Raw genomic sequence first — 25,473 nt, 5'->3', positions numbered from 1 at the left:
TAACTTTACTCAAAACGACAATTTTGACAGGATACCACGCCAAACGAACGGCAACAGAACTGATTAATGAAGGGACAGCAAATGAAGCTTGGTAAATTGACAATTGCGTTTCTCAGTTCGGCACTTTTGACGATAATGCTTTTCAATGTTCCAAATGACGCCCAAGCACGTGATGTCGGCGATCGAGGAGCGCAGAGAGCGCAAGATCGCGTGGATAACAGAGGCGACCGCGTCGACGGGGACCGGATCGACGGCGACGCGCGCGATGCTGTAAAGGACGCGGGCGAGAAGGTCGGCGACGAAGTCCGTGACGAATTGGAAGACGAAGCTGACGAAATTCGCGAAGAGTTGGAAGACGAGGCCGACGACGCTCGTGCTGATTTGGAAAAGGAAATTGATGAGGCTTGTAAGGAGTTGAAGGCGGAAACCGACAAAGAGTGCGATTAAGCCGTTTAAGTGTCTAAATCACTCTTCGCGCCTAGATATTAATATAATTGGTCGACACAGTCGCAGCGAAGGCTTCGTCAAGGGGCTACTCTACGACGACAGATTACCAACCGCTCTGAACTCCAACCAGACGTCGAAGGCAGCGCAGCGTCGAACCCACCAACGCTGCGTCGACCGGAATTCGCGGCTCATTGCGGATATTTTCCACGGTGAAGGTGCCGCGTTGCAGTATTCCCAAAACGGATCTTGGTTGGCTGCAGAAAAAATACTGGGGTACGCTCAGATATCTCAAATTATGAATGTTCAGACGCAAGTTATTCACGTCTTTCAGACCACCCCCTTCTGAATGAAGTTGGCGCTTCGCCGTAGCGTTTCTTGAAACGTGCTGTAAGTTGCGTCGCACTGCTAAAGCCGGTGGCTGCCGCGATTTCCGCGACCGCCATCTCGGTTTCGCTGAGCAATGCGTAGGCCCTCGAAACGCGCAGTTCTATATAAAACTGGACAGGCGAAGTTTCGACGTACTTTTGGAAGAGACGCTCTAATTGGCGACGAGATATCTGCACGGCTTCTGCTATTTCAGAGATATCTAAAGGCTCTTCTAGGTTTTCTTGCATGATCTGCATCGCGTTGATCAGGTACTGGTTGCGACTACCCAAAGCTACCGAAAAGGCTGATTTCTGGAGCGTTTTACTATTGTTGGACCGAAAGTGAATGCACATGTCCGAAACGATGACCGCCAGGTCATTTCCGAAATCGGATTCGATCATGTCCAACATCATGTCGGTTGCGGCAATTCCTCCGCCACATGTCATAAGCTCATTGTCGATCTCATACAGGTTTGACGATGGCTCCAAACCATCAAAGTGTTCGATGAAAGCAGGGTGGTTTTCCCAATGCAATGTGAACCTTTTGCCTGACAGAACTCCTGCCTTGGCAAGGGCGAAAGCCCCTGTGCAAATACCACCCAGATTACACCCAAAGGTTCTTTGGCGGCGGATCCACGACAGGACCTTTGGGTTCGTACTTTCTGCCGGTTCAATTCCCGAGCAAACAAACAGCCGCGAAGATCGCGGTAGATTGTGCAACGCAAAATCCGGCGTGATTCCAACACCATTCGAACAAGAGACCGGATTTCCATCTTCAGTAATGAGAAACCATTTATACAGTTCTTTGTTTGTAACCTGATTAGCGATCCTCAGAGGTTCCACTGCGGCGCTAAAAGCCAGCATGGTCAGCTTTGGCAGCAGTAGAAAATAGATTTCCTTGGCCGGTCCATCGTAGCCTATGCGATAGCTGGCCGCGCCCTTTGGAACAAAGTTTCTCGGGTCCATATTCTCTCCTCCCAGTATCGACCAAGGCGGATGAAGGGCACCAACACCTCCTTTGGTGTTGGTGCAGAAAGATTACGCACTCATCTGTGCAACAGGTTCGCCGCTTTCCTCCCAGGAGCGGACTTCTTTTTCGCTTGCTTTAGGCGAAAAAAGCCCTGTCATGGCATAGAAGATACCGATGACCGGTGACAGCCAGCAAGCGAATGCAAGCGGAATATACAACAGGTTTTCGAAGTTGCCGTCTGCGATACCCAAACCAAGCGCCGTGATGACAAACGCACCACCTGCATTCCACGGGATTAGAGGGGACACCAGTGTTCCGCCTTCCTCGACCGCCCGGGACAGGTTCAGTGGGGAATAGCCCATCGCGCGATAGACCGGTGCATACATCCGTCCAGGCAGTGCAATTGACAGATAGGGGTCACCTGCAACGGTGTTGGTCGCCACAGATGTTAGGATGGCCGAGGTTTGAATGCCGGCAAACGTTTTCACCTTCGAGATGACAACTTTGATGATCGCCTGAAGGCAACCGACGCGTTCAAGCGCTCCACCAAACCCCAAAGCCAGCAGCACCAGTGAAATCGTCCACATCATCGACTGAATACCTCCGCGGTTCAGCAGGGGATCGATCTCCGGAACCCCAGTATCGATCGAATAGCCGCTATTGGCAAAGGTGAACGTCTCATGCAATCCAGCTCCCTGACAGAAGATAGCCATGATGCCGCCCGCAACGGCGCCTGCAAACAGTGACGGGATCGGAGGTTGTTTCATGACTGCCAGCACAATGACCAGAACGGCTGGAAACAGCATGATCGGCGAAATCCAGAACGCGTCATCCAGTGCCGTCGTGATTGCATGAATGCGGTCAAACGATACCTCGGACGTGTCGATCATAGTGAAGCCAACGACAAAATAAATCACCAGCGCAATCAGCATCGAAGGAACGGTGGTTGGAAGCATATTCCGAATGTGATCGAACAGATTGGTTCCTGTCACGGCTGGTGCCAAGTTCGTCGTGTCCGATAGAGGTGAGATCTTGTCTCCAAAGAATGCTCCGGAGACGACTGCTCCCGCTGTCCAATACATTGGAATTCCGAACCCCGCACCGATCCCCATCAGCGCTAAACCGACAGTTCCTGTCGTTCCCCACGAAGTGCCCAACGAAACGGAGACAATGGAGCAAAGGACCATTCCAGCGGCGAGGAAAAGTTCAGGCGACAAAATCTTGAGACCATAGTAGATCAGCGTTGGCACAGTTCCGCTTGCGATCCACACGCCGATGATCATTCCCACTGTGATCAGAATCGAAACGGAAGGCAGTGAGATATTGATAACGTGGAAAACGCCCTCTTCGATACTGGGCCATTTGTGACCCAACATGAGGCCAACAATGCCGGTGATCGCGATCCCGAATGCCAACGGGATATGCGGGGTAAAGTCACCGAAATAGAATAGTTGCAACCCAAGCACACACAGGGTCAGCACTATTGGCGCGAGCGCCAGCAGCAAGCCGGGCTGCCGTATGTTATCTTCATTCCCAGGCATATGGGTCTCCTCCTTCAGATTGGTTCAGAACCTTGTTGATCTGCGGAAGAAACCAAGTTTGGCGATGTGAGGCTGTCGGTCAGAGCGTACATCTTGTTAGAATTTGCGACATTCGGGCGGCGGATTTCAGCGTCTTCGAATGAACTGAAGACTGACCATTGCGATCACGCCAAACAAATCGCCTGCGTTTGAGCCATCTTACCTCCTCTATTGGAGCACCTACAAATTTTGCTCAAGTTTGAGTGGTTGTGTTGGTCAAGGCCCATACCAGTAATTGACCGTCGGCAAACGATGCTGCGACACGGCTCGTCGAACCTGCCGTTCACAGCAATGCGAAAATCTACGACAGTTGGAAACGCGTTCTGCGGAAAAAGCTGCATTTCATGCCGATGCTGTCAATCTCAGCAAACGCCCCATTCCCGGACGTTGACCGCCACTTTCAGCAATGGAACGAAGCCTAATTTGGCATCCAAATTCGCTTGAATTGCGACGTCTTCTGCTCCCTTAGCTTTGGTTATTTACTAGGAAGCAACTGACATTTCTCTCTTCCGCTGCGCGTCCCTGATCAAAGCCGCGAGCCGATAGAAGCCATGAGCCATCTTGGTGTAGGGCATTAGCAGGAAGAACGTCAGAACCGATCCAAGGTGGATGGCAAGCAACGCAGGCATCAGAGACGTTGAACCAAGGGCATAAAGGACTAGCCCGCTCAGGCCGACAAATCCGAGCAACAGTATGAAACCGATGTCACCACCCCAAGCAGACCGGTCGCCAAGCTCTCGATCAGATTTTTGCTTGAGCAGAACCATAGCTCCGCATCCCACTGTCAGCAGGATACCTCCGGAAACGCCGAAGAGTTTTGGCAGGGACCAGAACCCGTAAGGCGCGTGTAACCCGAACCCGTAGTGCATAACCGTCGCCACCGAGGTCGACGCAAAGCACAGCAGGAAACCATACATGATAGCGTGGTGAATGTGACGGCGCCCCTGGCTGAACCGATCTTCATCTTCAAAGTTACATCCCTCACCATGCCCGGCAGCCAGATCCTGCATCTTGCCGGCACGCTTGAAGGCAGCCATCAAGTCAGACATTTGGAGTGGTTTGCCGCCAACTTCCGCCCAATAGCGCCTTAGGCTGATAGCCACGCTGAAGAGCGGCAACAGGAATGCCGGCGCAAAGATTGCGACCATCGCATTGTGGGACAGGACAGCATAGAACCCCTCTCCTCCGCTTGATCCAATGGCGCGAATTGCCCAGAACAACAGGGCAAATCCAATTACCAGTGCCAAGGCAATAGCCCCGCCGTGAGTGTGAAACCGGCGCGCCAGAGGCTGCGGCCAGGCGAAGCTTTCCCAGCTGTCCCGCCGCACTTCGGCCAGAGCTTTCGGCAGGTTCAGGTCAAACTCGTGCGGAGCTGTGTACTGACAGGCATAGTAGCAGCCTCTGCAGTTGTGGCAGAGGTTGGCGAGTTGCGTGATGTCTCCATCGGAAAACGCGCGTTCTGCATGCAGGGATGGAAAGACTGAGCAGTAGCCCTCGCAATACCGGCAGGCATTGCAAATCTCGGCCTGACGGCGGGCTTCTTGAATTAGTTCAGTTTGCATAAGCGGCGGCCTCACGTCCTGCGATGCGTCCAAAAACGGTTCCGATAGTCATGCCGAACCCGGCCAAGTAACCTTGCCCCAAGATCGACCCGGCCATGGTTTCGCCAGCGGCCCAAAGGTTTTTGATCTTGCCGCTGGACGTCGAGCACTGCGCTGTGTCGTCGACCTTCAGACCCAGATAGGTGAAGGTCACGCCGGTGCGCAGCGAGTAGCCATAAAAGGGCGGCTCGGTGATCGGACGAGCCCAGTTCGTCTTGGGCGGCGTCAGACCCGAGGTCGTGACACCGTCCAACTCGGTCGGATGAAATCCACCGGTATCACCGCATGCTTCGTTGAATTCAGCAACGGTTGCTTTCAACTTGTCGGCAGGCAGATCCATCATTCCGGCCAGTTCTTCCAAGGTGTCCGCCTTTAGCGGTGGAAAGACCGAGGGCATAAACAGGTTCAGCGACTTCGCATCGATGATCACATAGCCAACTTGATCCGGCTGGGCCGCAACAAGACGCCCCCAGATCGCATAGCGCTTGGGCCATACGTCTTCGCCCTCGTCATAAAACCGCTCGGCATTCTTGTTCACGACAATTGAAAACGGCACGCAGTCCAGGCGGGTGACGATACCGCCGTCAAACTTCGGCGCGCGCCCGTCAATTGCGACGGCGTGGCACTGGGTCGGATCGCCGACGCTGTCCACACCCTGATCCAGCAAATCAGACAGAACCACGCCACGGTTATAGGGTGTGCCCCGGATCAAGAAATTCTTGGCAGGTTCACCCCATGCACGGGTCAGCCAATCGGTGTCGGCCTGAAACCCACCCGAGGCAACGATGACCGCCTTGGGCGTGATGCGATGAGACTGGCCTTCATAGGTGTAGTCGACCCACTCGATCCGATCACCTTTCAACTCCAGATGCGTGACAGAAGCTTCGTACAGAACATCGACACCCAAACCAGCAGCAGTTCGGTAATAGGCGTTTACCAGAGACTTCCCGCCCCCCATAAAAAAGGCGTTGGTCCGCGCCAGCGACAATGTCCCGGACAGAGAGGGTTGGAACCGCACCCCGTGTTCTTCCATCCATGGCAGGCATTCCTCGGAGGTTCGGATCGCGAGGCGAGCAAGATGTTCGTCGGTTTTGCCGCCAGTGACCTTGAGCAGATCTTCAAGATACTCATCTTCACTGTATTCTTCGATCAGCGGGCCGAGAGGAGCGCCATGCATACAACGAAAATTGCGAGTATGGCGGGAGTTACCACCACGATAGGGTTTTGGCGCCGTCTCGAGGATCAGAACACGGGCGCCTGCCTCGGCAGCGGTCATCGCGGCGCAAAGGGCTGCGTTCCCACCGCCGATCACAGCGATATCATAAGCTTCCTTTTGGGTGGCCATAACCTGTCTACCTATTGATTTTAGTCGGTTGTCCGGTCGCGCTCTTGCAACGCCCGAATACGCATCCGTTGTGCGGCCTGAATATGCGCACGCATTTCTGTTTCAGCCGCTGCGCCATCGCGGGCCTTTAAGGCAGCCATGACGCGCTTATGCTCTGCCACTGCCGTCTCGGCCCGATCACCGTCCAGCAATTGCGACGGCCCAAGGATCAACAGCGCTTTTTGCAAAGACAACATAGACTTGGCAAGAAACCGGTTCTTTGCTGCGTCCAAAAGTGTGGCGTGGAAAATCCGGTTGATCCGAGCCGCTTCCGAACCGGTGCCAGACTCAGCCAAGCGATCATTCAAAACGCTCAGCTCGTCTAACTCGACATCCGACGCAGCACGAGCAGCTAGACGGGCGGCAGTTCCCTCGAGCACCGCGCGCATTTCATAGAGTTCCATTACTTCGGCGTAATCAAGGCTGCGGACGGTTGCGCCCTGCCGGGGCACATGAGTGACTAGCCCGTCGGCCTCTAACTGCCGGATAGCCTCGCGCACGGGAGTACGGCTGACGCCTAGTCGTTCCGACAGCTCAATCTCCCGCAGGCGTTCGCCAGGCAGAAGTGTGCCATCCCGAATCTCATCCAGCAGGCGTTGATACGCTGAATTGCCTTGTGGACCAGGCTGTAAGGGGTCGTCTTGAATGGTCATCGAACGCTCTCTTGTCTTCTTGCGTCCAGTTGTATACATTTGGATACACAGCGAGTCAATATAGTCGGAAGCCGCGCCTTGCCTGCCCAAAACAAAACACCTTCTCTCCTGACAAAGCGGGCCGTAACACTGGTCCTTGCACTACTGGGCACCGGAGTATTTTGGTCGTTGAACCTGCCGCTGCCCTTTCTTTTCGGCCCGATGAGCGCGTGTCTGATCGCTGCCCTGGCGCATGCCCCTATGGAAGGTTTTGGTCAGGTCTCGGTTGCAGCGCGCACCATACTCGGCGTTGCAGTTGGGGCTTCGATTACCCCTGCCCTTTTCGCCGAGCTGCCGAAAATGGCCGCGTCTATTGCACTGGTCCCGTTCTTCATCCTGCTGATCGCACTGGTGGGCGTGCCCTTCTTTCGCAAGATCTGGGGGTTTGACACCACGACCGCCTTCTACGCCGCCATGCCGGGCGGATTGCAGGACATGATCATCTTTGGAGCCGAAGCAGGCGCCAATCCACGAACGCTGTCTTTGATCCACGGTACGCGCGTGCTCATTATCGTTACTCTGGCCCCGCTGTTTCTAACGGTGTTTTACGATGCCCAACTCACCAATCCGATCGGAGAGCCTGCGCGCGAGCTCCCAATACATGAGCTGGCGCTGATGGTGCTGGCCGCCCTTATAGGCTGGAAAGGCGGTGAGCGGATTGGCCTATTCGGGGCATCCATCCTCGGCCCTATGATCCTGACAGCAGCCTTGTCACTAGGGGATTTCATTCACACCCGACCACCGCGCGAGGCCATCCTTGCAGCGCAGTTCTTCATCGGTTGCGGGATAGGCGTGAAGTTCGTGGGCGTCACTTGGGTCGAACTCCGCCGGGTGGTTGCAGCAGGCTTCGCCTATGTCATTGTCCTTGCGATCCTCGCGGCCGCCTTCACTGCTGTTGTCACCACGTTGGGCTTCGGTCAACCGGTCGAGGCTTTCTTGGCCTTTGCCCCCGGCGGACAGGCTGAGATGACAGTGCTAGCTATCGTTTCGGGCGCGGATCTGGGCTTTGTGATCACGCACCATCTGACAAGGATCGTGCTGGTGATCATCGGTGCGCCCATAGCGGCAAATCTTATCCTGCGCTGGTCCAAACCTCGGGGTTGATCATGTGAATGGGAGCGCCTTCAGCATAGGCGTTCACCTGATCGAAAATGTCTGCGAATTGCAGGTCGAATTCGTCCTCGGTCACAAAGCCGATATGCGGGGTCGCGATCAGGTTTGGGTGCGATAGCAACGGGTCATTCGGGTCGGTGAGTGGCTCTGTATCGAAGACATCAATGGCGGCCTTGCCCGGGCGACCGGCGTTCAGCGCGTACAACAAAGCACCCGGAGCGATCAGCCCGGCCCGGGAGGTGTTCACAAACAACGCTCGCGGTTGCATCTGCGAGAAATCTGACGCTGTGATGATGCCGTTTGTGTTTGGCTTCAGACGAACATGGACAGACACAACATCACTATTGGCAAAGAACGCTTCGCGGCTTGCTGCGACCTGCACGCCGTCTGCCTGCGCCCGTGCCCGGCCTTCGTCCGAGGACCACCAGACCACATTCATGCCGAAAGCCTCGGCATAGCCGGCAACGGCACGGGCGATGCGACCATATCCATAGAGCCCCAGCTGCCGCCCCCTCAGGGTCTTGCCAACCCCGGCCTGCCAATGCCCGGCTTTGACCGAGGCCATCTGCGCAGGCAAATCGCGCATCCCAGCCATGATCAGCGCCCATGTCAGTTCAGCTGCGGCATATGAGGGTGTGCCGCCGTGCATGTTCGAACACAGCAGCACTCCGCTATCCGAACATGCCGACACATCGACATGCGGGTATACGCTGCGTTGACTGATCAATTTCAGGTTTGGGAGTTTTTGAACCAATTCGCGGGTGACCTTGGTACGTTCTCGAAACAACACCAGTGCCTCAGCCTCCTGCAAGCGTTCAGCCAATTCGCTGGTATCTTCGACATGGTCTGTCCAGACCTTTACGTCATGGCGAGATAGCTTTTCAAAACAGGGCAGGCCCTGCAGTGTATCAAACCAATCATCCAGAATGTGAACTTTCATCGGTTTTCAATACCCTATTCGGTGCTCAGTTTTCTTGGCGTCGGCACAAAATGACGTGTGTCGAGCGCTTCTAACGCGTTGCGAACACGTTCGCGTTGATCCAGCAAATGGTTGAATTGCTCATCACATCCGGCAATCGGCGTCGGGTAGTCCGCGATGTCCCTCCGCAGAACCGACTGCGCAAGCCTGAGTTCCTGACGCGCGATACCAAGGCATTCGGAATAGTCATCCATCGGAACATCCCCTTTATGTATACCATAGTATACCTTTTGAGATCCGCCTTTTCAACTGCTGTTCCACACAGATTCCGGTACATAAACATGCCCATCCGCCAATTTGCGCGCTGTTCTCACCAGACCGGCGGCATTCACGTTGAACTCCTCGTCGTTTGAGAAGTCCACCAGAACGTCGATCTTGCCTGAGGCGTGCTCCAACACAACGTCAGCCGGGCTTGAATCCGGGCGATCAAGCAACCCGTCTGCGACGGTTCCGGGCGTCAAAGCGCAAGACGCCATGCACTGCGCACCCGTAACGGCCATTGTTGGGTGGGTTTTCCATGGCATGAAGTACCGAACCGCAAGGGTTCCACCCTCTCTGGCGGGTGCCATCAGGCCGAATTTGGGAGTTACCGATTTCGATACGTCCCCCATACCCATCAGTTCCCCGGCTTCGATCCGCACGGCCTCCATCCGATCAAAGAAAGCACGGTTGGCATCCAGCTCTTCGGCGCTTTCATATCCTGTCAGCCCAAAATCCTCTGCTCGGGCTATCGCCATCGGCATAGCGACATCCATGCACGTCAGCTCGATCCCCTGTACTGTATCGCGCAAATTTCCAGTTGGCAGAAATGCACCTGTTGCTGAGCCCACAACGCCCATGAAACTCAGTTTCACCGGTGCAGAATGGCCGGGAACTCCGGCGATTTCCGCGTCACCCTCATAGACCAACTCACCTCCTGGGGTCTGCACATTGGCAACGACGCGGGCGCCTGTATTGACGGCGCGAATGCGGATTTCGGTCTCATCGCCCTTGGGCTGAAACAATCCCATTTCGATCGCAGCTGGACCAACTCCTGAGAGAATGTTTCCGCAGGTGGGTTTGAAATCGACCAGCTTTTCTTCAACAGAAACTTGCGCGAAGAAGTAGTCGATATCGGCCCAGTCGTCCTCGCTGGCAGACAGCATCGCCACTTTGGTCGTCACCGCGTTGCCGCCACCGATCCCGTCGATATTGAGCGCTTGCCCAGCCCCAAGGGCAGCAACCAGCACATCAGCCAACTTATCCCTATCTTCAGGCAGATCAGAGCGTCGAAAATAAGGCCCTCGGGAAGTACCGCCGCGCATGAAAACATATGGGATTGCTGTCTGGGTCATTGCGAACCCTCCTTTACAAACCGTTGAAATTTCTGATTTCAGTGCTGCCCGGTTGCCAGATAGGCAGGCCGGGCAGACATTGAGCGCCTACTTGAGCGGCCATGGCAGGTTCACCATGTCTTGCAGCAGACCCGGCGGGAAATCCCGGTTCAAAGCGCCAGCCATGAAGCACATGAAACCGATGCCGCAGGCCGTTAGGAGCAGCGTCATCTGCCAGCTGGACCCGGCGCGAATGCGGAAGAATGCGATCAGGAACCCGATCAGGGCGAGGATGAACCCAACAACCCAAGTGGCCGCGATCAGACCTGCAAACCACGCGAGCGTTGACCAAAGTCCGTGCGGCGCGCTTGCATCCTCACCGGCGAGTTCCTTGTCAGCAAAGATCGCGTCACCCTCGGGCCGCCGCATCATCTGGATTAGCAGGATGACGCAGCAGAACAGCGACACGCTACCGATCACAAGCGGGATGATCTTGTCAGTCATGTTGTAGTCAGGGATCATGTTGGCATTGATCAACGCCACGATCAGATAGGCCATGATCACCAGCAGGAAGATCAGCGGCGCGCGCTTGCTGCCGGATTTAACCTCACCCTCGGCCATGATCATCTTGGCTTGACGAATGCCAAGTATAACCGAAACCACGGTGACCACGATCAGGACGATGACGATTGGGCTGAAGACGTACTCCATTCCTTCGCCAAAGCTTTTGCGGAAGCGGAAAGAGGCAATCTGGAACGCCTGGTTGGTGAACTTCTCAACCGGGTTGGACAACACGAATCCAATCAGGAAGGCCGGGCGTGACCAGTCGAAACGGCGCAGGAAGATGCCGATCAGGCCGATGACAAACAGGGCCAGAAGGTCTTCGAAATTCTGACCGGATTGGAATGCCGCAAAGCTGATCAGCATGAACAGAAACGGCGCCAGATAGGTGAAGCGGATCGTCGTTAGTTTGGCGATGCCACCCGAGGCAGCGATACACAGGATGGTGCCCACCACGTTGGCAAGTGCCAACAACCAGACAATCGAATAGGTGATGTCGAGATTATCCTTGAGCATGCTCGGACCAACCTCGATATCGCCGGATCCCAACAGCGCAACTGCGCCGATAAAGATCGCCATCGAACCCGAACCGGGGATGCCAAACAGCAGCGTCGGGACCAGCCCCCCGCCCTCCTTGGCGTTGTTCGAGCTTTCCGGTCCGATGACGCCACGCACTTCGCCCTTGCCGAAGTTGCTTTTGTCTTTGGTCGATTGAACAGAGTGGCCATAAGCGATCCAGTCAACAACCGAACCCCCAAGGCCGGGAATGACACCGACAACCACGCCAATAATTGAACAGCGGACCGACAGCCAAATGTTCGCAGCCCAGTCTTTGACGCCATCAAACCAACCCGCTCCCAGCGAAGCGCCCTTTGCAATGGATCGGTCTTGACGCAGCAGCGAGACGATTTCCGGCACCGCAAAGATACCCAAGCCGACGATGACCAATTTCAGACCGTCGGTCAGGTAAGGAATGTCATAAGTGGCCATACGAAGTGAGCCGCCTGCATCCGCCTCGCCAATCGTGCCAACCATCAGGCCCAGCCCAGCGGCGGCAACGCCTTTTAGCGGGATACGTCCGGCGAGAATGGCGACCATGGAAAGACCAAGTATAGTGATCATCAGCATCTCGGGCAGGCCGAATGCCAGAACGATTGGCCGCGCGATCAGGATGAACATGGTCAGAAAAGTCGCGCCGACCAAACCGCCAAACAGCGATGACGCAAAGGCCGCTGACAATGCCCGCGCGGCCTCGCCCTTTTTCGCCATCGGGAAGCCATCCAGCACCGTCGCCTGTGAGGCGGAACTGCCGGGGATGCCCATAAGAACCGACGCAAAGGTGTCAGAGGTCGGAACAACGGCAACCATCCCGATCATCAACGCCAACCCGAGGATAGGGTCCATGCCGAACATAAAAGGCAGCAGCAAGGACAGACCAGCAATACCGCCAAGCCCAGGGAAAACACCTACGGCCAGTCCCATGACGACACCGAGAATAAGATAACCCAGAACAATAGGTTGCAGGATCAGACCCCACGCATCACTGAGCGCAGGAAGAGCTGTGGCGAAAACCTCCATAGCGGCCGCCTTTCATAAACTGTCTTGTGTTTGGAAAAGCGCGCGCCCGACATTGGGGCACGCGCGGTGGTGTCTGGGCTTAGTTCAGCTCGACACCATAGGCTTCTTTGAGCCAGTTCAAAACGTAAGCTTTGGCGTTGTCGTCGACATTTGTCGCGGTTTGCAGCGCCGCCTTAGAGCCGTCACCGACGAACACCGGATACTTGCCCACGCGCTTCGAGGAGATTTCGGCAAAGTCGCCGCGCTCGGTTACTGCCTGGAATGCGGTGGTGTATGCGTCGACCACTTCCTGAGGTGTATCGCCCGGCAGGAAGGCTAGCTTCTGCACCGGGAAACCGGCTACAAAGAACGCTTTCCACGCATCCCACGCCTCACCGCTGGTTTCACAGCCATCGGTGGCTTCGCAAACTTCCTTGAACGTCGGGATGTCCGGGAAGGTCGGGTCACGGACGATATTGCCATCTGCATCCAGAGCACCCCAGGTCATCATCGGCACAGCCTGACCGGATTCAACCAGCGGGGCCGAACCACCCAGGTAACCGGACGAGGTCTGATAATCGATGTTGGCTTCGCCGCGCTCGAACATCAGACGACCATCGCCACGGCCTTTGATGCCAAAGACAGGCTCGACATTCATACCCAGCATTTGCCACGCCAGCAGCGGCACAAGGTCAAGACGTGTCGCGCCCTGCGAACCGTAGATGAAGTTGGTGTCTTTCAGCGCATTAGCGGAGCCATCAAACTTGGCGCCATCCTCGGCGTTCAGATAGGCAACACCACCAGTGCCCGACGCCATAACCGGGATCCAGTCGTTGTATTCATAGCGCACGCGTGGATCGCTCAGCAGATAGGGGAATTGAGTTGAACCGGAGGTGCCAAACAGCAGCGTTCCGTCATCATGGCTCTGCTCTTGGAACCAGTTTGCGCCTTTGGTCGATCCGGCACCGGGCATGAATTTCACAACAACAGTCGGCTGACCTGGCAGTGCTTCGGAAAGAAGCGGCGCAAAGAAGTTGGCCCATTTGGCAGACCCGCCTGTTTCCGAGAACGGGATAACCCATTCAACTGTCTTGCCCGAGAAATCAACCTCGGCAGCGGCAGGTGCGGCGATACCGGCGGCGGCGATCAGCCCCACGACGGCGCGACGGGTGAAGTTGGAAATGGTCATTGGTTCCTCCCTGTTGACCAGACAACCACGCTAGCGCCCTCTGCGCCACCGTGATCGCAAATAGAACTGTGGGGTTGATTCCCCCTCCCATCTGGCAATCATGGAGCGCCAACCTTGCGCGAAACTTGCAGGAGACTCGATGCGGATCGTCATCGTAGAAGACAACGAGACCCTCGCCAACGCTGTTGCTTATCGTCTGCGTGACCGCGGTCATGCGGCAGAAGTGCTTACGGATGGCGACGAGGCTAACTTGTATCTTGCGCAAGAGGGTGCCGACTTGGTTGTTCTGGATATCAATTTGCCCGGGCAGTCAGGACTGGAGATCCTGAAATCTCTTCGCAATCGTGGTGACGGCGTACCAGTGATCTTGCTTACGGCACGTGCCGAAACAAGCGACCGGGTTTCGGGGTTGGATATGGGCGCCGATGATTACCTGGTTAAGCCGTTCGAGATGGACGAGTTGGAAGCACGCATCCGGGCGCTTTCTCGACGCAAAGATCTCGACTACGGCGCAAAGGAGAGCATTGGTGGTATGGAATTCGACCGCGCTGCCCGTCAGGTGAGTGTGCAGGGCGAAGTTATGGATATTCCGCGGCGGGAAATCGCGGTGCTTGAATGCCTGTTAGAGCGCAGGGGTAGAATTGTTCCCAAAAGCCAACTTACAGATTACGTCTATGGCGTGGGTGCCGATGTCGAGGCCTCGGCCGTTGAGCCTCATGTGTCTCGGCTGAGAAAACGTCTTCAAGATCTCGGTATTAGAATTAAGACAGCTCGTGGTCTGGGATATCTGCTTGAGGTGCAGAAGTGATCAATCACGGCTCGCTCAGGTTAAGACTTTTCATTCTTATCCTAACCCCCTTGGTGCTAATTGCCGCTCTGCTTGGTCTTTGGCGTTTTATGATTGCGCAGAAAACGGCTCAGGAATTGTTCGACGACAGCCTGCTATCTGCTGGCCTCGCAATATCGCGAGATGTTGCGATTTCGGGGGGTGACGCGCTGTCACCAACGACACGCAGCATGATCCGGGACGCGTCGGGCGGAGAGATTTTTTACCACGTAACGGGCCCCGGCGGCATCTATGTGACTGGTTATGCCTATCCGCCGGCAGCCACCAACCCGTCTGCTCAAGAGGTGTACAAGCCGCAGTTTTTCGAAGCGCTCTACCGCCAAGAACCAGTTCGCGTTCTCAAGATGACGGAACGCGTGACCATAGAAAATCTAATCGGAGATGCGACAGTTACGGTTTGGCAACGTACGGCGGATCGCAACGCTTTCGCGAATGAACTGTCAATCCGCGCAGGAATTCTTATGGGAATTCTGCTGGCCACTCTCGCAATTGTGGTATGGTTCGGAGTCGCGCGTGGTCTGAGGCCCTTGTTGGATTTGCAGGACGCTATTGACTTGCGTTCACCAGATGACCTCAGTGAGATCAAGCGCCCCGTCCCGATCGAAGTGCAAGGTGTTGTCAGAACCTTGAACCGGCTTTTTGGACAGGTGGAAAACAGTATCAACGCCCATCAAGTGTTTATTTCCGAAGCTGCACATCAGCTGCGGAATCCAGCGGCCGCCGTGCAATCGATGGCCGAAGCGCTGCAGGACGCAAAAACGGATGACGACCGAGAAAAACGCATCTCAGAACTTGTTGCGGCAGCAAAAAACTCAGCAACAGTTGCTGAACAGCTGTTGTCACTTGAGAGGCTTAGGCAGCCGACGCACCAAGACCAAATGGATAAAATTGACTTCCGCTCGGTCGTGGAAGAGGCCTGCGCGGAGATGGGCGTTCACATCCTCGCAAAGGGTATCGAGTTTGATGTCACAATGCATGAGACAGCAGTCACGGTATTCGGCGACCGTATCTTTCTGATTGAGGCTCTAAAGAACCTGTTGGACAACGCAGTCAAACACGGTGGCTCAAAGTTGAGCCAAATCTCAGTTGTGCTGCGGAGTGACGGCAAATACGTCAAGCTAACGGTGGCCGATGATGGTGCTGGCCTGTCGCCCGACCAAAGCGAAGCAGCATTCGGCAGGTTTTCCCAGATAGAGTATTCCGAGGGCAGCGGATTGGGGTTGTCAATCGTCTCGGCAGTGGCGCAGCGCCACGGAGGAATGGTCGAAATCAACCAAGTCGAAAGAGGCGCGAGCATTACCCTTAAGCTCCCCATAGCCCTGTAAGCTGTTTCCAATTCCGCTCGAAACCCGAAACCAGTCAAAATCAAAACGCATATTTGCGATTGCAGCGAAAGTCAGATTTTCGCCCTGAGCGACGAGCGCGGCGCTCAACATCTATGCCTGTGTCGCCCTTGAGCTCAAACTAGGCATCTGATGGAATTGGCTGGTCTATACGAATCGAACGACTGTAAGGCGGGACAAAACGGCTATCTGTTCCAATCCGGAAAGAAAAGTTTCCAGCTATTAGAGCTGGATAATCGCTGATACGATTGAGCGAAGCCATTCTTCTTCGATTGGGTAGTTTATGAAAGTTAATGCGCTTTTGATTTCGGCTCTCTTCGTCAGCAGCTGTATTGCATTATGGGGTGTTGTCGACCCGCACGGCTTGGGTTCCGTCTCCTCAAGAATTGTCACAATCCAGTTCGAAAGCCGAGGCTGGTTCATTATGCTCGAAGCTAGCGCACTTTTGTTGCTGGCAATTTATCTCGCAGTTTCCAAGTACGGCTCTATCCGAATTGGACCGGAAGGTTCAGAGCCCGAGTTTTCGACTACAGCTTGGATTGCAATGCTTTTCGCCGCAGGTATGGGTGTAGGCCTACTGTTTTTTGGCGTATCAGAGCCGCTCACCCACTTTTCGGTAATACGCGATTTTTCTTCCGATCCAGAAGCCGCAAGGCTCGCCATGTTCGTCACCTATTTGAACTGGGGGTTCCACGCCTGGGCCATCTACGGTGTCGTAGCACTGATAGTTGCCTATTTTGCGTTTCGACGTGAGCGCTCGTTGCTGCTAAGCGCTCCGTTGCTGGACGTGTACGGCGAGAAAACTTGGACCCGCGGATTGGCTTGGCTGTTCGATTTCTTATCCGTCGTCGCCATAGCCGTTGGCCTAGCGGGTTCGTTGGCCATGGGTGTGTTTCAAATTCAAACAGGACTGGCAGGAGTTCTTGGAATTCCAAATTCTCCTTATCTGACAGCAATTATTTTTGCCGCCATGTGCGTTGCTTTCCTTATTCCTCTGAGACGTGATCTGGGAGAAGGAATGTCAAAACTGTCAAATTTGGCCATGGCGATCGCGATCAGTCTTTTGGTTTTTCTACTTGTCGCCGGTCCCACGTCTTTTGTGATGAATTCGATCGTCTCGGGTTTTGGACGTTATGTTTACAACGTCATACCTGCCGGTTTTTCGACAACAGAATTTTTTGATCAGAGCATTTCCACCTGGTTTCAAGACTGGACGCTGAACTACATGATCTGGTGGCTTGCGTGGTCTCCATTTGTCGGCATTTTCATTGCACGCATTTCGCGCGGGCGCACAATACGCGAGTTTCTGGCAGGGGTCATAATTGCGCCCACTCTTTTTTCGATTTTCTGGTTTGGAGTGCTCGGCGGTGTAGGTTTTTTTGATGTTTTGGATGGCAGTGGTCATCTTCTTGAGGTCAACGAAAAGAGCCTTGATGCGACGACATTCGCGCTCCTGCAACAGTTTCCATTGAAGTTTATCACGCAGATCGCAACGATCACGGCCGCTTTCCTCTTTGTTGTAACGAGCGTTGTGAGCGCAGGCTTCACACTTGCAATGATTGGAACAGGCGGAGACGAAAACCCCTCGCCGAGCGTTCGAACCGTCTGGGGAGTGGTGCTCGGCGCACTAGGGCTAGCCATGATCCTTGTAAACGATGTTTCACTTGTCAGATCCATTATCGCACTCTCGGCCATTGCGTTTGTGTTCATCGTACCAATTCTTGTGGTCTGTCTCCTCAAGTCGCTCTCAAAGGAGGCCACCAAATGACGGGTTCGATCGTCGATACGGTTTTGAACGTATCTGTTTTTGTGTACATTGGTTTTTTGATCTGGCTCGCGCTTCATCGCGTTTAGACATTTATGTCTGAAGCGACATTAGTGTTGAGCCGATGCTCTAAGGAACTGACTGTTTGGGCCTCTTAGCAGACATTTAGAGCACTATGTCGATTGTTGAGGCTTTCTTAGCTAGCTCAATGGCGGCAGTGCGGACGAAGCGGCCATCGCACTCTTTCGATTTTCTGGGTTGTGCTTTTGATCCGAACAAGTGTCTCATCGACGTTTAATGTGTTCATTGGAACTTAGCCGTGTTCGACGCGCCGACATACCTCGCGATAACATCGATTGCAGTCATCGGAACTGTTCACGTCTTCTGCGTGTCTTTTTACCAGAGATTCCCCGCCCTAGCAGGCTGGCTCTCTGATTTTTCATCGGGGATCGGACTTGGCTATGCTTTCCTTTTCTTACTGCCAAAAATTGGTGAATTGTCAGCCAATTTAGCTGCAAGCGGCAAATGGGAAAACTCGCTTTTCGGTTACTCGCTGCTCGGATTTCTCATTTACTACTTGCTGGAAGCCAGTCGCGACACGAGGGCCGATAACAGGTTGTCGCTTGGCTTGGACACAGTGGCACTTGGAACCTATAACTGCTTGCTTGCCGTTACCGTCATGCAAACGACGGGAACTTCACCTGAGCTGTACGCTGTTGGAACGTTGGCCTATTCATTGCATTTGTTTGGGGTGAATATCTTTCTCTACAAGACCCACCCCGGACACATGTCTGGATGGCTACGCGCATACTTTGTCGCGTCGCTTGCAGTCGGCATATTGATCGGTCTCAACGCAGACAAAAGTAGCATGATCTATTCAATTGCGACTGGGTTAACAGGAGGTGTGATAATTGCCCTGTCTCTTCGGGTTAAACTACCCAGCCTTTCGGCAGTGAATACAAAAGCTCTGTTGATTGGTGTCGTGTTTGCTGCGGTCGCAGTCGAGGTCACCCGATACTGATCCAAGGACACTGGATGTATTGGGGGGTGCCATAAGGTTGAGGCGCTCGTTGATTTTCGGCCTTTTGCCAACGGATCCACAAACTCTAGGGCTAACTCAACGTTATTTTCGATAGCTGCTGCAATCAAGATAGTAGGTGCATCCCCTGCCCAACGGTGACGGCTTTGGGCTCGAAGCCGTCATTTGGTCAACCGCAACATAGACCGACCATGTCGCTAACGGTCCCAGCAAGGACGTCCCAAACCGGACATTGAACAATTGTCATGTATTCTGAGACGCAGCTGATTGATGCAGGCCATGGCCGCACCGGCAAACCGCGCTCCCAAATCATCCCATGTGGCTCAAACCTGTCCTGGAAGCCATAGAACGATTGTAGGGAAAGCAACGAGCATTGCGATGGTCGCAGCGTCCGCCAGAAAGAAAGGCGTTACACCTTTGAAGACATCCTGAACGCTTAGGTCATCACGCACGCCAGCAACTACAAAGCAATTCAGCCCGATAGGCGGGGTGATCAGGCAAAACTCGGCCATTTTGACAACCAGAATTCCAAACCAAATGGCACACATGGGCCCGGACATGCCGAAGGTGCTCTCGGCTGCACTTACTGCCTCACCACCGTTCAGAGCCATGACAGCAGGGTACACGACCGGCAGCGTCAGCAGCAGCATCCCAATCGCATCCATGAACATACCCAGCACTGCGTAAGCCAGAAGAATACAGATCAGGATCAGCATCGGAGACATTTCTAGCGAGGTGATCCAGTCGGAGAATGCACTTGGTAATTCGGCAAAACCAAGAAACCGAACGTAAACCAAAACGCCCCAGATGATCGTGAAAATCATGACGCTCAGCTTGGCGGTTTCTAAAAGCGCGTCTTTGAGTTCGGCCCATCGCATGCCCCGATACAGCGCCATCAGGAACACGACAAATGCTCCAATTGCGCCGCCTTCGGTTGGCGTACCCCAGGCATCGCCGCCGAAGGGGTTGTAGACAAAGAAAATGATGGTGACGACGACAATCACGATGGGCAGTGCGGGCGGCAACGAGAGGAAACGTTCTTTCCAAGTAAATCCGGTCACTGCGGGACCAAATCCTTTGATCACGACGGCCATGCCGATGATCAGCAAGCCATAAATCACAGCCGAGAACATGCCAGGGATGAATCCGGCCAACAGCAGTTTGCCCACGTCCTGTTCAACGATAATCGCGTAAATGACCAGAATGGCCGAAGGCGGGATGAGCGAGGCAAGTGTACCGCCTGCAGCGACGACACCTGCAGCGAAACGCTTGTCGTAGCCGATCTTCAGCATCTCGGGGATGGCGATACGGGCGAACACAGCGGAAGTGGCGACCGAGGCCCCGGATACCGCCGCAAACCCAGCGGTTGCAAAAACGGTCGAAACCGCCAGACCGCCGGGGACCCACGCCAGCCAACGCTTTGCGGCTTCGAACAAGGCTTTGGTTAGCCCCGCATAGTAAGCGAGGTAGCCAATCAGAATGAACGTCGGGATAAGGCTCAACGCCTGGCTTGAAATTTTGGAGTGCGGCACCTGCCCCGCTGTTTTGACGGCCACAGTCACAGCCTTACCGAACCGCGCTGGGTCATACCCAAACTTGGCCCAGAAGATCCAGATCAGACCAACCATGCCAGCTGTAGCGGCGGCGAAGGCCACGCGCATCCCCAACACCACAAGAACAAGCATACCGCCCGATACGATCAGACCAATATCAATAGGTTCCATCAGATTTAACCTCAGTTGTCGTGGCCCGAGACGTGCTCGGCTTCCATTGCAGCTTGAGTGGCTGCATCGGCTATCAACGGGACGGCAATTGGTGCCTGATCGGGGTGCCGGATCGCACGACCGTAGGCCCAGAGTTGCAGAACAAGCCTCAGGCAAAGCACGCTGAAGGCGACAGGGGCCAACAGCTTGGCAGGCCACAGCGGGATACCAATGTCGATGGAGCTGTCGCGGCTCCAGAGTGGAGCACCAAAGTCAAAGCTGCGTGCGAAATGCGCCCAGCTCCCCCAGATCAGCAAGACGATCAGCGCCAGAATGACAGCGGTCGTGATGAACTCAACGATATAGAGCGTCCGGCCTCTGAGCGCTCCAACAACCATGTCCATTCGGATATGACCGCCATCACGCTGCGCATAAGAAATCCCCATGAAGGCGATCAACGGCATGGCCTGCTCGATCCAGTCCACGTAACCGGGAAGCGGCGCGTTGGCGAAATTCCGGCCACCAACGGAGACCACGGCCATAACCATCAGCGAGAACACTGCAAGACCGCTGATCAGAGCCAGAAAGCTCTCCAGTTTATAGAGACGTTGATCGAGAATGCTGAGACGGCTGTCGTCAGACAGCACCTGGGATGACCCGGCCATCGTTGTACTCCGCTGTCGGGGAAAAAGGCACCCGGCGCCAGCTTGGCCAGCGCCGGGTTGTGAGTGGATTAGCTGCCGTTTGCGATCTTGCCAGTCACAAGGTCATAAAGCTCTTGTGCTGGCAGGCCACGCTCGGTGTTTTCTGCAATCCAGGCCTCTGCCGCGGGGGCGGCAGCGGCTTCTTTGAACGCTGCGATTTCTTCATCGCTGAAAGTAACCCGTTCGATGCCGCGTTGATCCAACTCTGGGCCCCACGCTTCCATCGTTTTGGTCTGGTAGTGGCTCACGTAGTGATCCAGTGCCTCTTCCACCGACCCCAGCAGAGCGTTGCGGTGTTCGTCAGATAGATCTTCCAGCGCCAGCGTGTTAACCACGACAGGGCAGTTGACGGTGCCGGGGTTTAGGTTCGTCGTCCACCACGTGCCATTTTCAATGGTGCCGAAGGACACATGCGCGTGTGGCGCAAAGCTGACAGCCTTAACGATGCCGCTGTCCATTGCCTGCCGCACTTCGGATGCAGACATTGATGTCGGAACCGCCCCAACCGTCTCCATCGCTTTACCGATGCCGCCGGTCGCCCTTACGCTCAGACCTTCAAAATCGGTTAGAGATTTCGGCGCTTCACCGACACCTACAAGGTTGTACTGTGGCAGCGGCGACGGCATCAGCAAAGTCGCGTCCCAGCGGGCCAGATCCTCCACAACGGCCGGATGTTGATAAACGGCCATCGACAGATCGACTTCTTGTTCAAGGGATGTCACGCCCAGAAACGGCAGTTCCAAGACGGTGATCGAGGGGTTTTTGTCGCGGTGATAACCAGCACAGAACTGCGCCATTTCAAACGCACCAATCGAAATCCCATCGAGGTTTTCTTTGTTCTTCGACAGGCCGCCATAGCTGATGTTGAGTGTGAACTCTCCGCCCGTCTTTTCGCTCACCAATTCGGCAAGTTTCTCGACGTGTTCGGTAAAGGCACGGCGCTTGCCCCACAGGGAAACGTTCCATTCGACAGCCAGTGCTTCGGATGCAACGGTCAGTGACAGGGCCGCAATAGCCGCCCGGTTAAGATGTTTGCGCATAATGGCTCCTCCCAGATCACGCAATTCGCTTGGGTGGAGTATTCAGAATGCGCAGCAGCCTGCCTATGAAGGAAAACGCGCGAGAAATCACTGTTCCCCTGCGGATATCCGCAGAGTGGTTTCGCTTACAACAGCGCCTCTTTATCGAGACCTAGTTTGACGATCTTTTCATTAAGCGTCCGGCGGCCAATCCCTAGCGCTTCGGCGGCGGCATCCATGCGGCCTTTATGTGCCTTGATGGCTTTGCCAATGAGCTCGCGCTCAAAAGCAGCAACCGCTTCGCGCAGCGTATCCGGTACTTCGTCAAAGTGTTGATCGCTGTGTATAGCCTGCGCCATCGACCCTCCTCCGCGTCGGGCCGCCAAAATACGCCGTTCGCAGATATGGCGCAATTCACGCACATTACCGGGCCAGTCATGCGCAAGCAGAGCGGCCAAATCGTCCTGATCAAGCTCTGGCGCGTCAAACTCATAAACCTGCGCGTATTCGCTCAAGAAATGAGTCGCCAGCAGAACCAGATCATCCCGTCTCTGCCGTAGCGGAGGTAAAGTCAGGACGACAGTATTTAGTCGAAACAATAGGTCCTGACGCAGGCGGCCTTCCTCGGCGGCCAGTACAACGTCTTCGTTGGTTGCTGACACGACCCTGAAACGTACCGGCACCGGCGACACAGCCCCCACCGGCAGGACCTGCTGATCTTCGATGACCCTTAGTAGCTTGGCCTGCGCCGCTGGTGGGCACGAGCAGATTTCATCCAGAAACAAGGTCCCGCCCGATGCCGCCACCAGCCTTCCGTCGGATTCACCCGCGACGCCGAACATTTCCGCTTCAAACGTATCGGCCGACAAGGCGGCGCAATTCAGCGCCAGAAACGGTGCCTCCGGCGAGCGGCCCAAATCATGCAAAGCATGGGCAACCAGCTCTTTCCCGGTGCCGGTATCCCCCTGCAACAAAACCGCAACCGATGTATCGGCAAGATCAAGTACGTCTTGTCGCAAGTCAGTAATGACGTCTGTTTGGCCCAGAAGGATACGGTCAAGGCCTGACAGTTTGAATAGTCTGTCTTTAAGGCGGGCATTGCTTTTCCGCATGCGGTTTTGTTCAGCCGCGTGCCTCAACACCGTCAACAATCGCCTAGGTTCATATGGCTTTTCGATAAACCCGTACGCGCCTTCCTGTATGGCCTGAACCGCCATTGGGATGTCACCATGTGCCGAAATCAACACCACCGGAGGCGCCACATGCTTGTCTAGACTGGCCAGCAATTCAAGCCCCGTCATGCCGGGCATACGCACGTCGGACAGAATGACATCGGGCGACGCGCTGACTAGAGACTCCCTCACCTGGGTCGCGCGCGATAGGGCGTTAACAGTCCAGTCAGCAGCTTCAAGCAACTCGACAAGAGATTGTCGCATCGATTTGTCATCATCAACGACCAGAACTTTGAAGGCTTGCTGTTGGGTCATTCGTCCGTTTCTTCAGTATCTGAGGCCATCGGGAAGGTGACGCGGAAAATTGTTCCTCCGCCATCGCGGTTTCGGGCCGTCATTGTGCCATCGTGATCTTTGACAATGCTGGTGGAAATCGCCAGTCCTAAGCCCATGCCTCGCCCGCTCTCTTTTGTGGTTACAAATGGCTCTTGCAACTCAGCCAGCGTTGCCTCGCCCAATCCGTGACCGTTGTCCTGAATTTCCAACACTGCCACACCATCAGAAGCCGTGACAGCGATTTGGATTTCAGGCGCATCCGCACCATCCGTAGCGTCTATGGCATTGCGCAACAGATTGGTGATGACCTGTTCGATCCGCAGGGCACTACCCCGGATGAAGACCGGACTAGTCGGCGCATCAACTGAGATTTTCACCCCGCCCTGCTCGATGTTTAGCGCAACCAGAGCCAAGGCGGTATTAACCGAAGTGCATAAGTCCACGTCGTCGAACGTCTCACTCTCAGACCGTGCAAAAAACCGCAATTGGCGTGTGATCCCTTCCATCCTGTCGACCAAACTTCCGATTTTTTGCGGTAGCTTGGTCTCACCGGAAGATGAGATCTCTGCTGCCACCAAGTGATTGCGCATCGCAGCGATGGGCTGGCCCAGCTCATGCGTGACAGACGCGGAGAGTTGCCCGAGAGCCGCCAATCGGCTTGCGCGCTCCAACTCGCTCTGGGTTCGTTTGAGGCTCCTCTCGGCTGTCTTGCGGTCGTCGATTTCGATTGCAAGCCTTTCATTCGCCTCGCGCAGTTTTGCTTCTTCTTCTTCGGACCGCGCCAAGGCCGCGCTTACGCGTCTCGCGCGTTGTATCTGGAAGAAGATAAATGTAAGCCCCGCCAAGAGGACAAAAATTGCAGTTACAAGCCAACTGCGCGCCACGGCCTGATCGTCACTCGCAAAGTAGTGAAGCGACCAGCCATGAGGTAGATCCTTAGCTGCAAGATGCAGGCGCTTCGTCCCCGCAATTCTGGCCTGGTCTCCCGGCAACTCAACCCAATCCAACGCATCTAAGTCTCGCCCCGGAAACTGCCTGGCATCTCGAATTCGCTCTCGCTGTGGTTCCGACAATGGCGTCAACGCGCGATATTGCCAATCCGCGTTCGAAGACAGCAGAACGACGCCGTCTTCATTGGCCAAGAAAACTTGTTCACCCGAGTTTTTCCAACTGTTCTGGAGATCAGAGAAATCGATCTTAATCGCTATGACACCAGTTGAAGCTCCTCGGTCGTTAAGCACTGCATTGGCGATGAAGTATCCTGGCAGACCGGTCGTCGCCCCGATGGCGTAGAAGCGGCCCTGTTCACCAGAAATGGCGCTTTGGAAGTACGGGCGGAAAGCGTAGTTCTGGCCAACAAAGCTCCCTATTTCGCGGTAGTTCGATGCGGAAATCGTGATCCCGTCTTCGTCCATCAAGTAGATCGCATCCAGACCTGCCTGTTCGGCAAAATCCTCAAGGCGTCGGTTTAATGTTCCGGTGCCATCGCCTTCGGCGGTTCCAATTACATAGGAATCCTGTGACAGCACATATGTGAGGTGGGAAAATCGTTCGAGTTCGCTGTTCACCGAACTTTGGTAGAGAGAGAGTCGGCCCTGAGCTTTCGAAAGCTCCTCCGAAACGAAATACTGGTAGGAAACCAAATAAAGACCAATGCTGGCTACAATGGCTACCAAGATTCCTACGATGTACGAAGTTGACCGCATTGAATGCCCATGAACTGCGACGGCATAGGATCACAGTAGGATTGGGCCGTCCATCCCAAGAGTTCTAATCCGACATTTGGATGTTCAG

21 protein-coding genes are annotated in these 25,473 nt (G+C 54.9%); 6 read left to right on the top strand and 15 right to left on the bottom strand.

The genetic code is table 11. From position 1 onward, the window contains the following. The first annotated feature begins 66 nt into the window (after positions 1-66). Positions 67-447, top strand: coding sequence for a hypothetical protein (locus ACR0I8_RS10125; protein ID WP_170377070.1), 381 nt, complete (start codon positions 67-69; stop codon positions 445-447). Positions 448-761: 314 nt separating this feature from the next. Here ACR0I8_RS10125 and ACR0I8_RS10120 read toward each other — a convergent pair whose 3' ends face one another. The 5 genes from ACR0I8_RS10120 to ACR0I8_RS10100 form a co-directional block, all read right to left on the bottom strand. Beyond that, positions 762-1,778: a GlxA family transcriptional regulator gene (locus ACR0I8_RS10120; protein WP_170690271.1), complete on the bottom strand. Its 1,017-nt coding sequence runs from the start codon at positions 1,776-1,778 to the stop codon at positions 762-764. 72 nt (positions 1,779-1,850) lie between these two features. Further along, a complete protein-coding gene (gene nhaC / locus ACR0I8_RS10115; protein ID WP_170690269.1) occupies positions 1,851-3,323 on the bottom strand; it encodes a Na+/H+ antiporter NhaC in 1,473 nt (490 codons plus the stop codon). Between the two features lie 521 nt (positions 3,324-3,844). Continuing rightward, entirely contained in the window at positions 3,845-4,924 is a 1,080-nt protein-coding gene (gene tcuB, locus ACR0I8_RS10110; RefSeq protein WP_170690267.1) for a tricarballylate utilization 4Fe-4S protein TcuB, read from the bottom strand. Beyond that, a complete protein-coding gene (gene tcuA, locus ACR0I8_RS10105; RefSeq protein ID WP_170690265.1) occupies positions 4,914-6,308 on the bottom strand; it encodes an FAD-dependent tricarballylate dehydrogenase TcuA in 1,395 nt (464 codons plus the stop codon). The genes tcuB and tcuA overlap by 11 nt, the downstream gene beginning before the upstream one ends. Positions 6,309-6,328: 20 nt before the next feature. After that, complete coding sequence (locus tag ACR0I8_RS10100) at positions 6,329-7,000, bottom strand: GntR family transcriptional regulator (RefSeq protein ID WP_170690263.1); 672 nt, start codon at positions 6,998-7,000, stop codon at positions 6,329-6,331. A 78-nt stretch (positions 7,001-7,078) separates the two neighbouring features. On the opposite strand from ACR0I8_RS10100, the gene ACR0I8_RS10095 reads away from it, so the two are divergent. Next, the gene (locus tag ACR0I8_RS10095; RefSeq protein WP_170639206.1) at positions 7,079-8,143 is read left to right on the top strand and encodes an AbrB family transcriptional regulator; all 1,065 of its coding nucleotides are present in this window, start codon (positions 7,079-7,081) and stop codon (positions 8,141-8,143) included. Here the strand turns inward: ACR0I8_RS10095 and ACR0I8_RS10090 are convergent. The 5 genes from ACR0I8_RS10090 to ACR0I8_RS10070 all read right to left on the bottom strand — a co-directional run bounded on the left by ACR0I8_RS10090 (position 8,112) and on the right by ACR0I8_RS10070 (position 13,751). Beyond that, positions 8,112-9,092 (bottom strand): D-2-hydroxyacid dehydrogenase family protein, encoded by a 981-nt coding sequence (locus ACR0I8_RS10090; RefSeq protein ID WP_170690261.1) that lies wholly within the window; start codon positions 9,090-9,092, stop codon positions 8,112-8,114. The genes ACR0I8_RS10095 and ACR0I8_RS10090 overlap by 32 nt on opposite strands. A 14-nt stretch (positions 9,093-9,106) precedes the next feature. Further along, complete coding sequence (locus ACR0I8_RS10085; RefSeq protein ID WP_170690260.1) at positions 9,107-9,325, bottom strand: hypothetical protein; 219 nt, start codon at positions 9,323-9,325, stop codon at positions 9,107-9,109. A 51-nt stretch (positions 9,326-9,376) separates the two neighbouring features. Next, positions 9,377-10,465 (bottom strand): 4-oxalomesaconate tautomerase, encoded by a 1,089-nt coding sequence (locus ACR0I8_RS10080; RefSeq protein ID WP_170690258.1) that lies wholly within the window; start codon positions 10,463-10,465, stop codon positions 9,377-9,379. 87 nt (positions 10,466-10,552) lie between these two features. After that, entirely contained in the window at positions 10,553-12,583 is a 2,031-nt protein-coding gene (locus tag ACR0I8_RS10075; RefSeq protein WP_170659840.1) for a tripartite tricarboxylate transporter permease, read from the bottom strand. A 79-nt stretch (positions 12,584-12,662) separates the two neighbouring features. Next, positions 12,663-13,751, bottom strand: a complete 1,089-nt coding sequence (locus ACR0I8_RS10070) for a type 2 periplasmic-binding domain-containing protein (protein WP_170690257.1) — start codon at positions 13,749-13,751, stop codon at positions 12,663-12,665. A 139-nt stretch (positions 13,752-13,890) separates the two neighbouring features. Between ACR0I8_RS10070 and ACR0I8_RS10065 the strand changes: the two genes are divergently transcribed. The 4 genes from ACR0I8_RS10065 (at position 13,891) to ACR0I8_RS10050 (ending at position 18,727) form a co-directional block, all read left to right on the top strand. Beyond that, the gene (locus ACR0I8_RS10065) at positions 13,891-14,559 is read left to right on the top strand and encodes a response regulator transcription factor (RefSeq protein ID WP_170377045.1); all 669 of its coding nucleotides are present in this window, start codon (positions 13,891-13,893) and stop codon (positions 14,557-14,559) included. Further along, positions 14,556-15,923, top strand: coding sequence for a sensor histidine kinase (locus ACR0I8_RS10060; protein ID WP_480703109.1), 1,368 nt, complete (start codon positions 14,556-14,558; stop codon positions 15,921-15,923). The genes ACR0I8_RS10065 and ACR0I8_RS10060 overlap by 4 nt, the downstream gene beginning before the upstream one ends. 301 nt (positions 15,924-16,224) lie before the next feature. After that, on the top strand, positions 16,225-17,709 hold the full coding sequence (locus ACR0I8_RS10055) for a BCCT family transporter (protein ID WP_170690255.1): 1,485 nt from the start codon (positions 16,225-16,227) through the stop codon (positions 17,707-17,709). A gap of 316 nt (positions 17,710-18,025) precedes the next feature. After that, on the top strand, positions 18,026-18,727 hold the full coding sequence (locus tag ACR0I8_RS10050) for a hypothetical protein (protein WP_170690253.1): 702 nt from the start codon (positions 18,026-18,028) through the stop codon (positions 18,725-18,727). Between the two features lie 341 nt (positions 18,728-19,068). Here ACR0I8_RS10050 and ACR0I8_RS10045 read toward each other — a convergent pair whose 3' ends face one another. The 5 genes from ACR0I8_RS10045 to ACR0I8_RS10025 all read right to left on the bottom strand — a co-directional run bounded on the left by ACR0I8_RS10045 (position 19,069) and on the right by ACR0I8_RS10025 (position 25,385). After that, on the bottom strand, positions 19,069-20,469 hold the full coding sequence (locus tag ACR0I8_RS10045) for a TRAP transporter large permease (protein WP_170690252.1): 1,401 nt from the start codon (positions 20,467-20,469) through the stop codon (positions 19,069-19,071). An 11-nt stretch (positions 20,470-20,480) separates the two neighbouring features. Further along, positions 20,481-21,113, bottom strand: a complete 633-nt coding sequence (locus tag ACR0I8_RS10040) for a TRAP transporter small permease (RefSeq protein WP_170690250.1) — start codon at positions 21,111-21,113, stop codon at positions 20,481-20,483. Between the two features lie 68 nt (positions 21,114-21,181). Further along, positions 21,182-22,192, bottom strand: coding sequence for a TRAP transporter substrate-binding protein DctP (gene dctP, locus ACR0I8_RS10035; RefSeq protein WP_170690248.1), 1,011 nt, complete (start codon positions 22,190-22,192; stop codon positions 21,182-21,184). 125 nt (positions 22,193-22,317) lie between these two features. Continuing rightward, entirely contained in the window at positions 22,318-23,658 is a 1,341-nt protein-coding gene (locus tag ACR0I8_RS10030; RefSeq protein WP_170690246.1) for a sigma-54-dependent transcriptional regulator, read from the bottom strand. Next, complete coding sequence (locus ACR0I8_RS10025; protein ID WP_170377032.1) at positions 23,655-25,385, bottom strand: ATP-binding protein; 1,731 nt, start codon at positions 25,383-25,385, stop codon at positions 23,655-23,657. The genes ACR0I8_RS10030 and ACR0I8_RS10025 overlap by 4 nt, the downstream gene beginning before the upstream one ends. Between the last annotated feature and the right edge of the window lie 88 nt (positions 25,386-25,473).

It is taken from the genome of Ruegeria sp. BG9, assembly GCF_056538305.1.
Note: the sequence above shows the minus strand (reverse complement) of the source record. Positions and strands in the feature narration are given on the sequence as shown.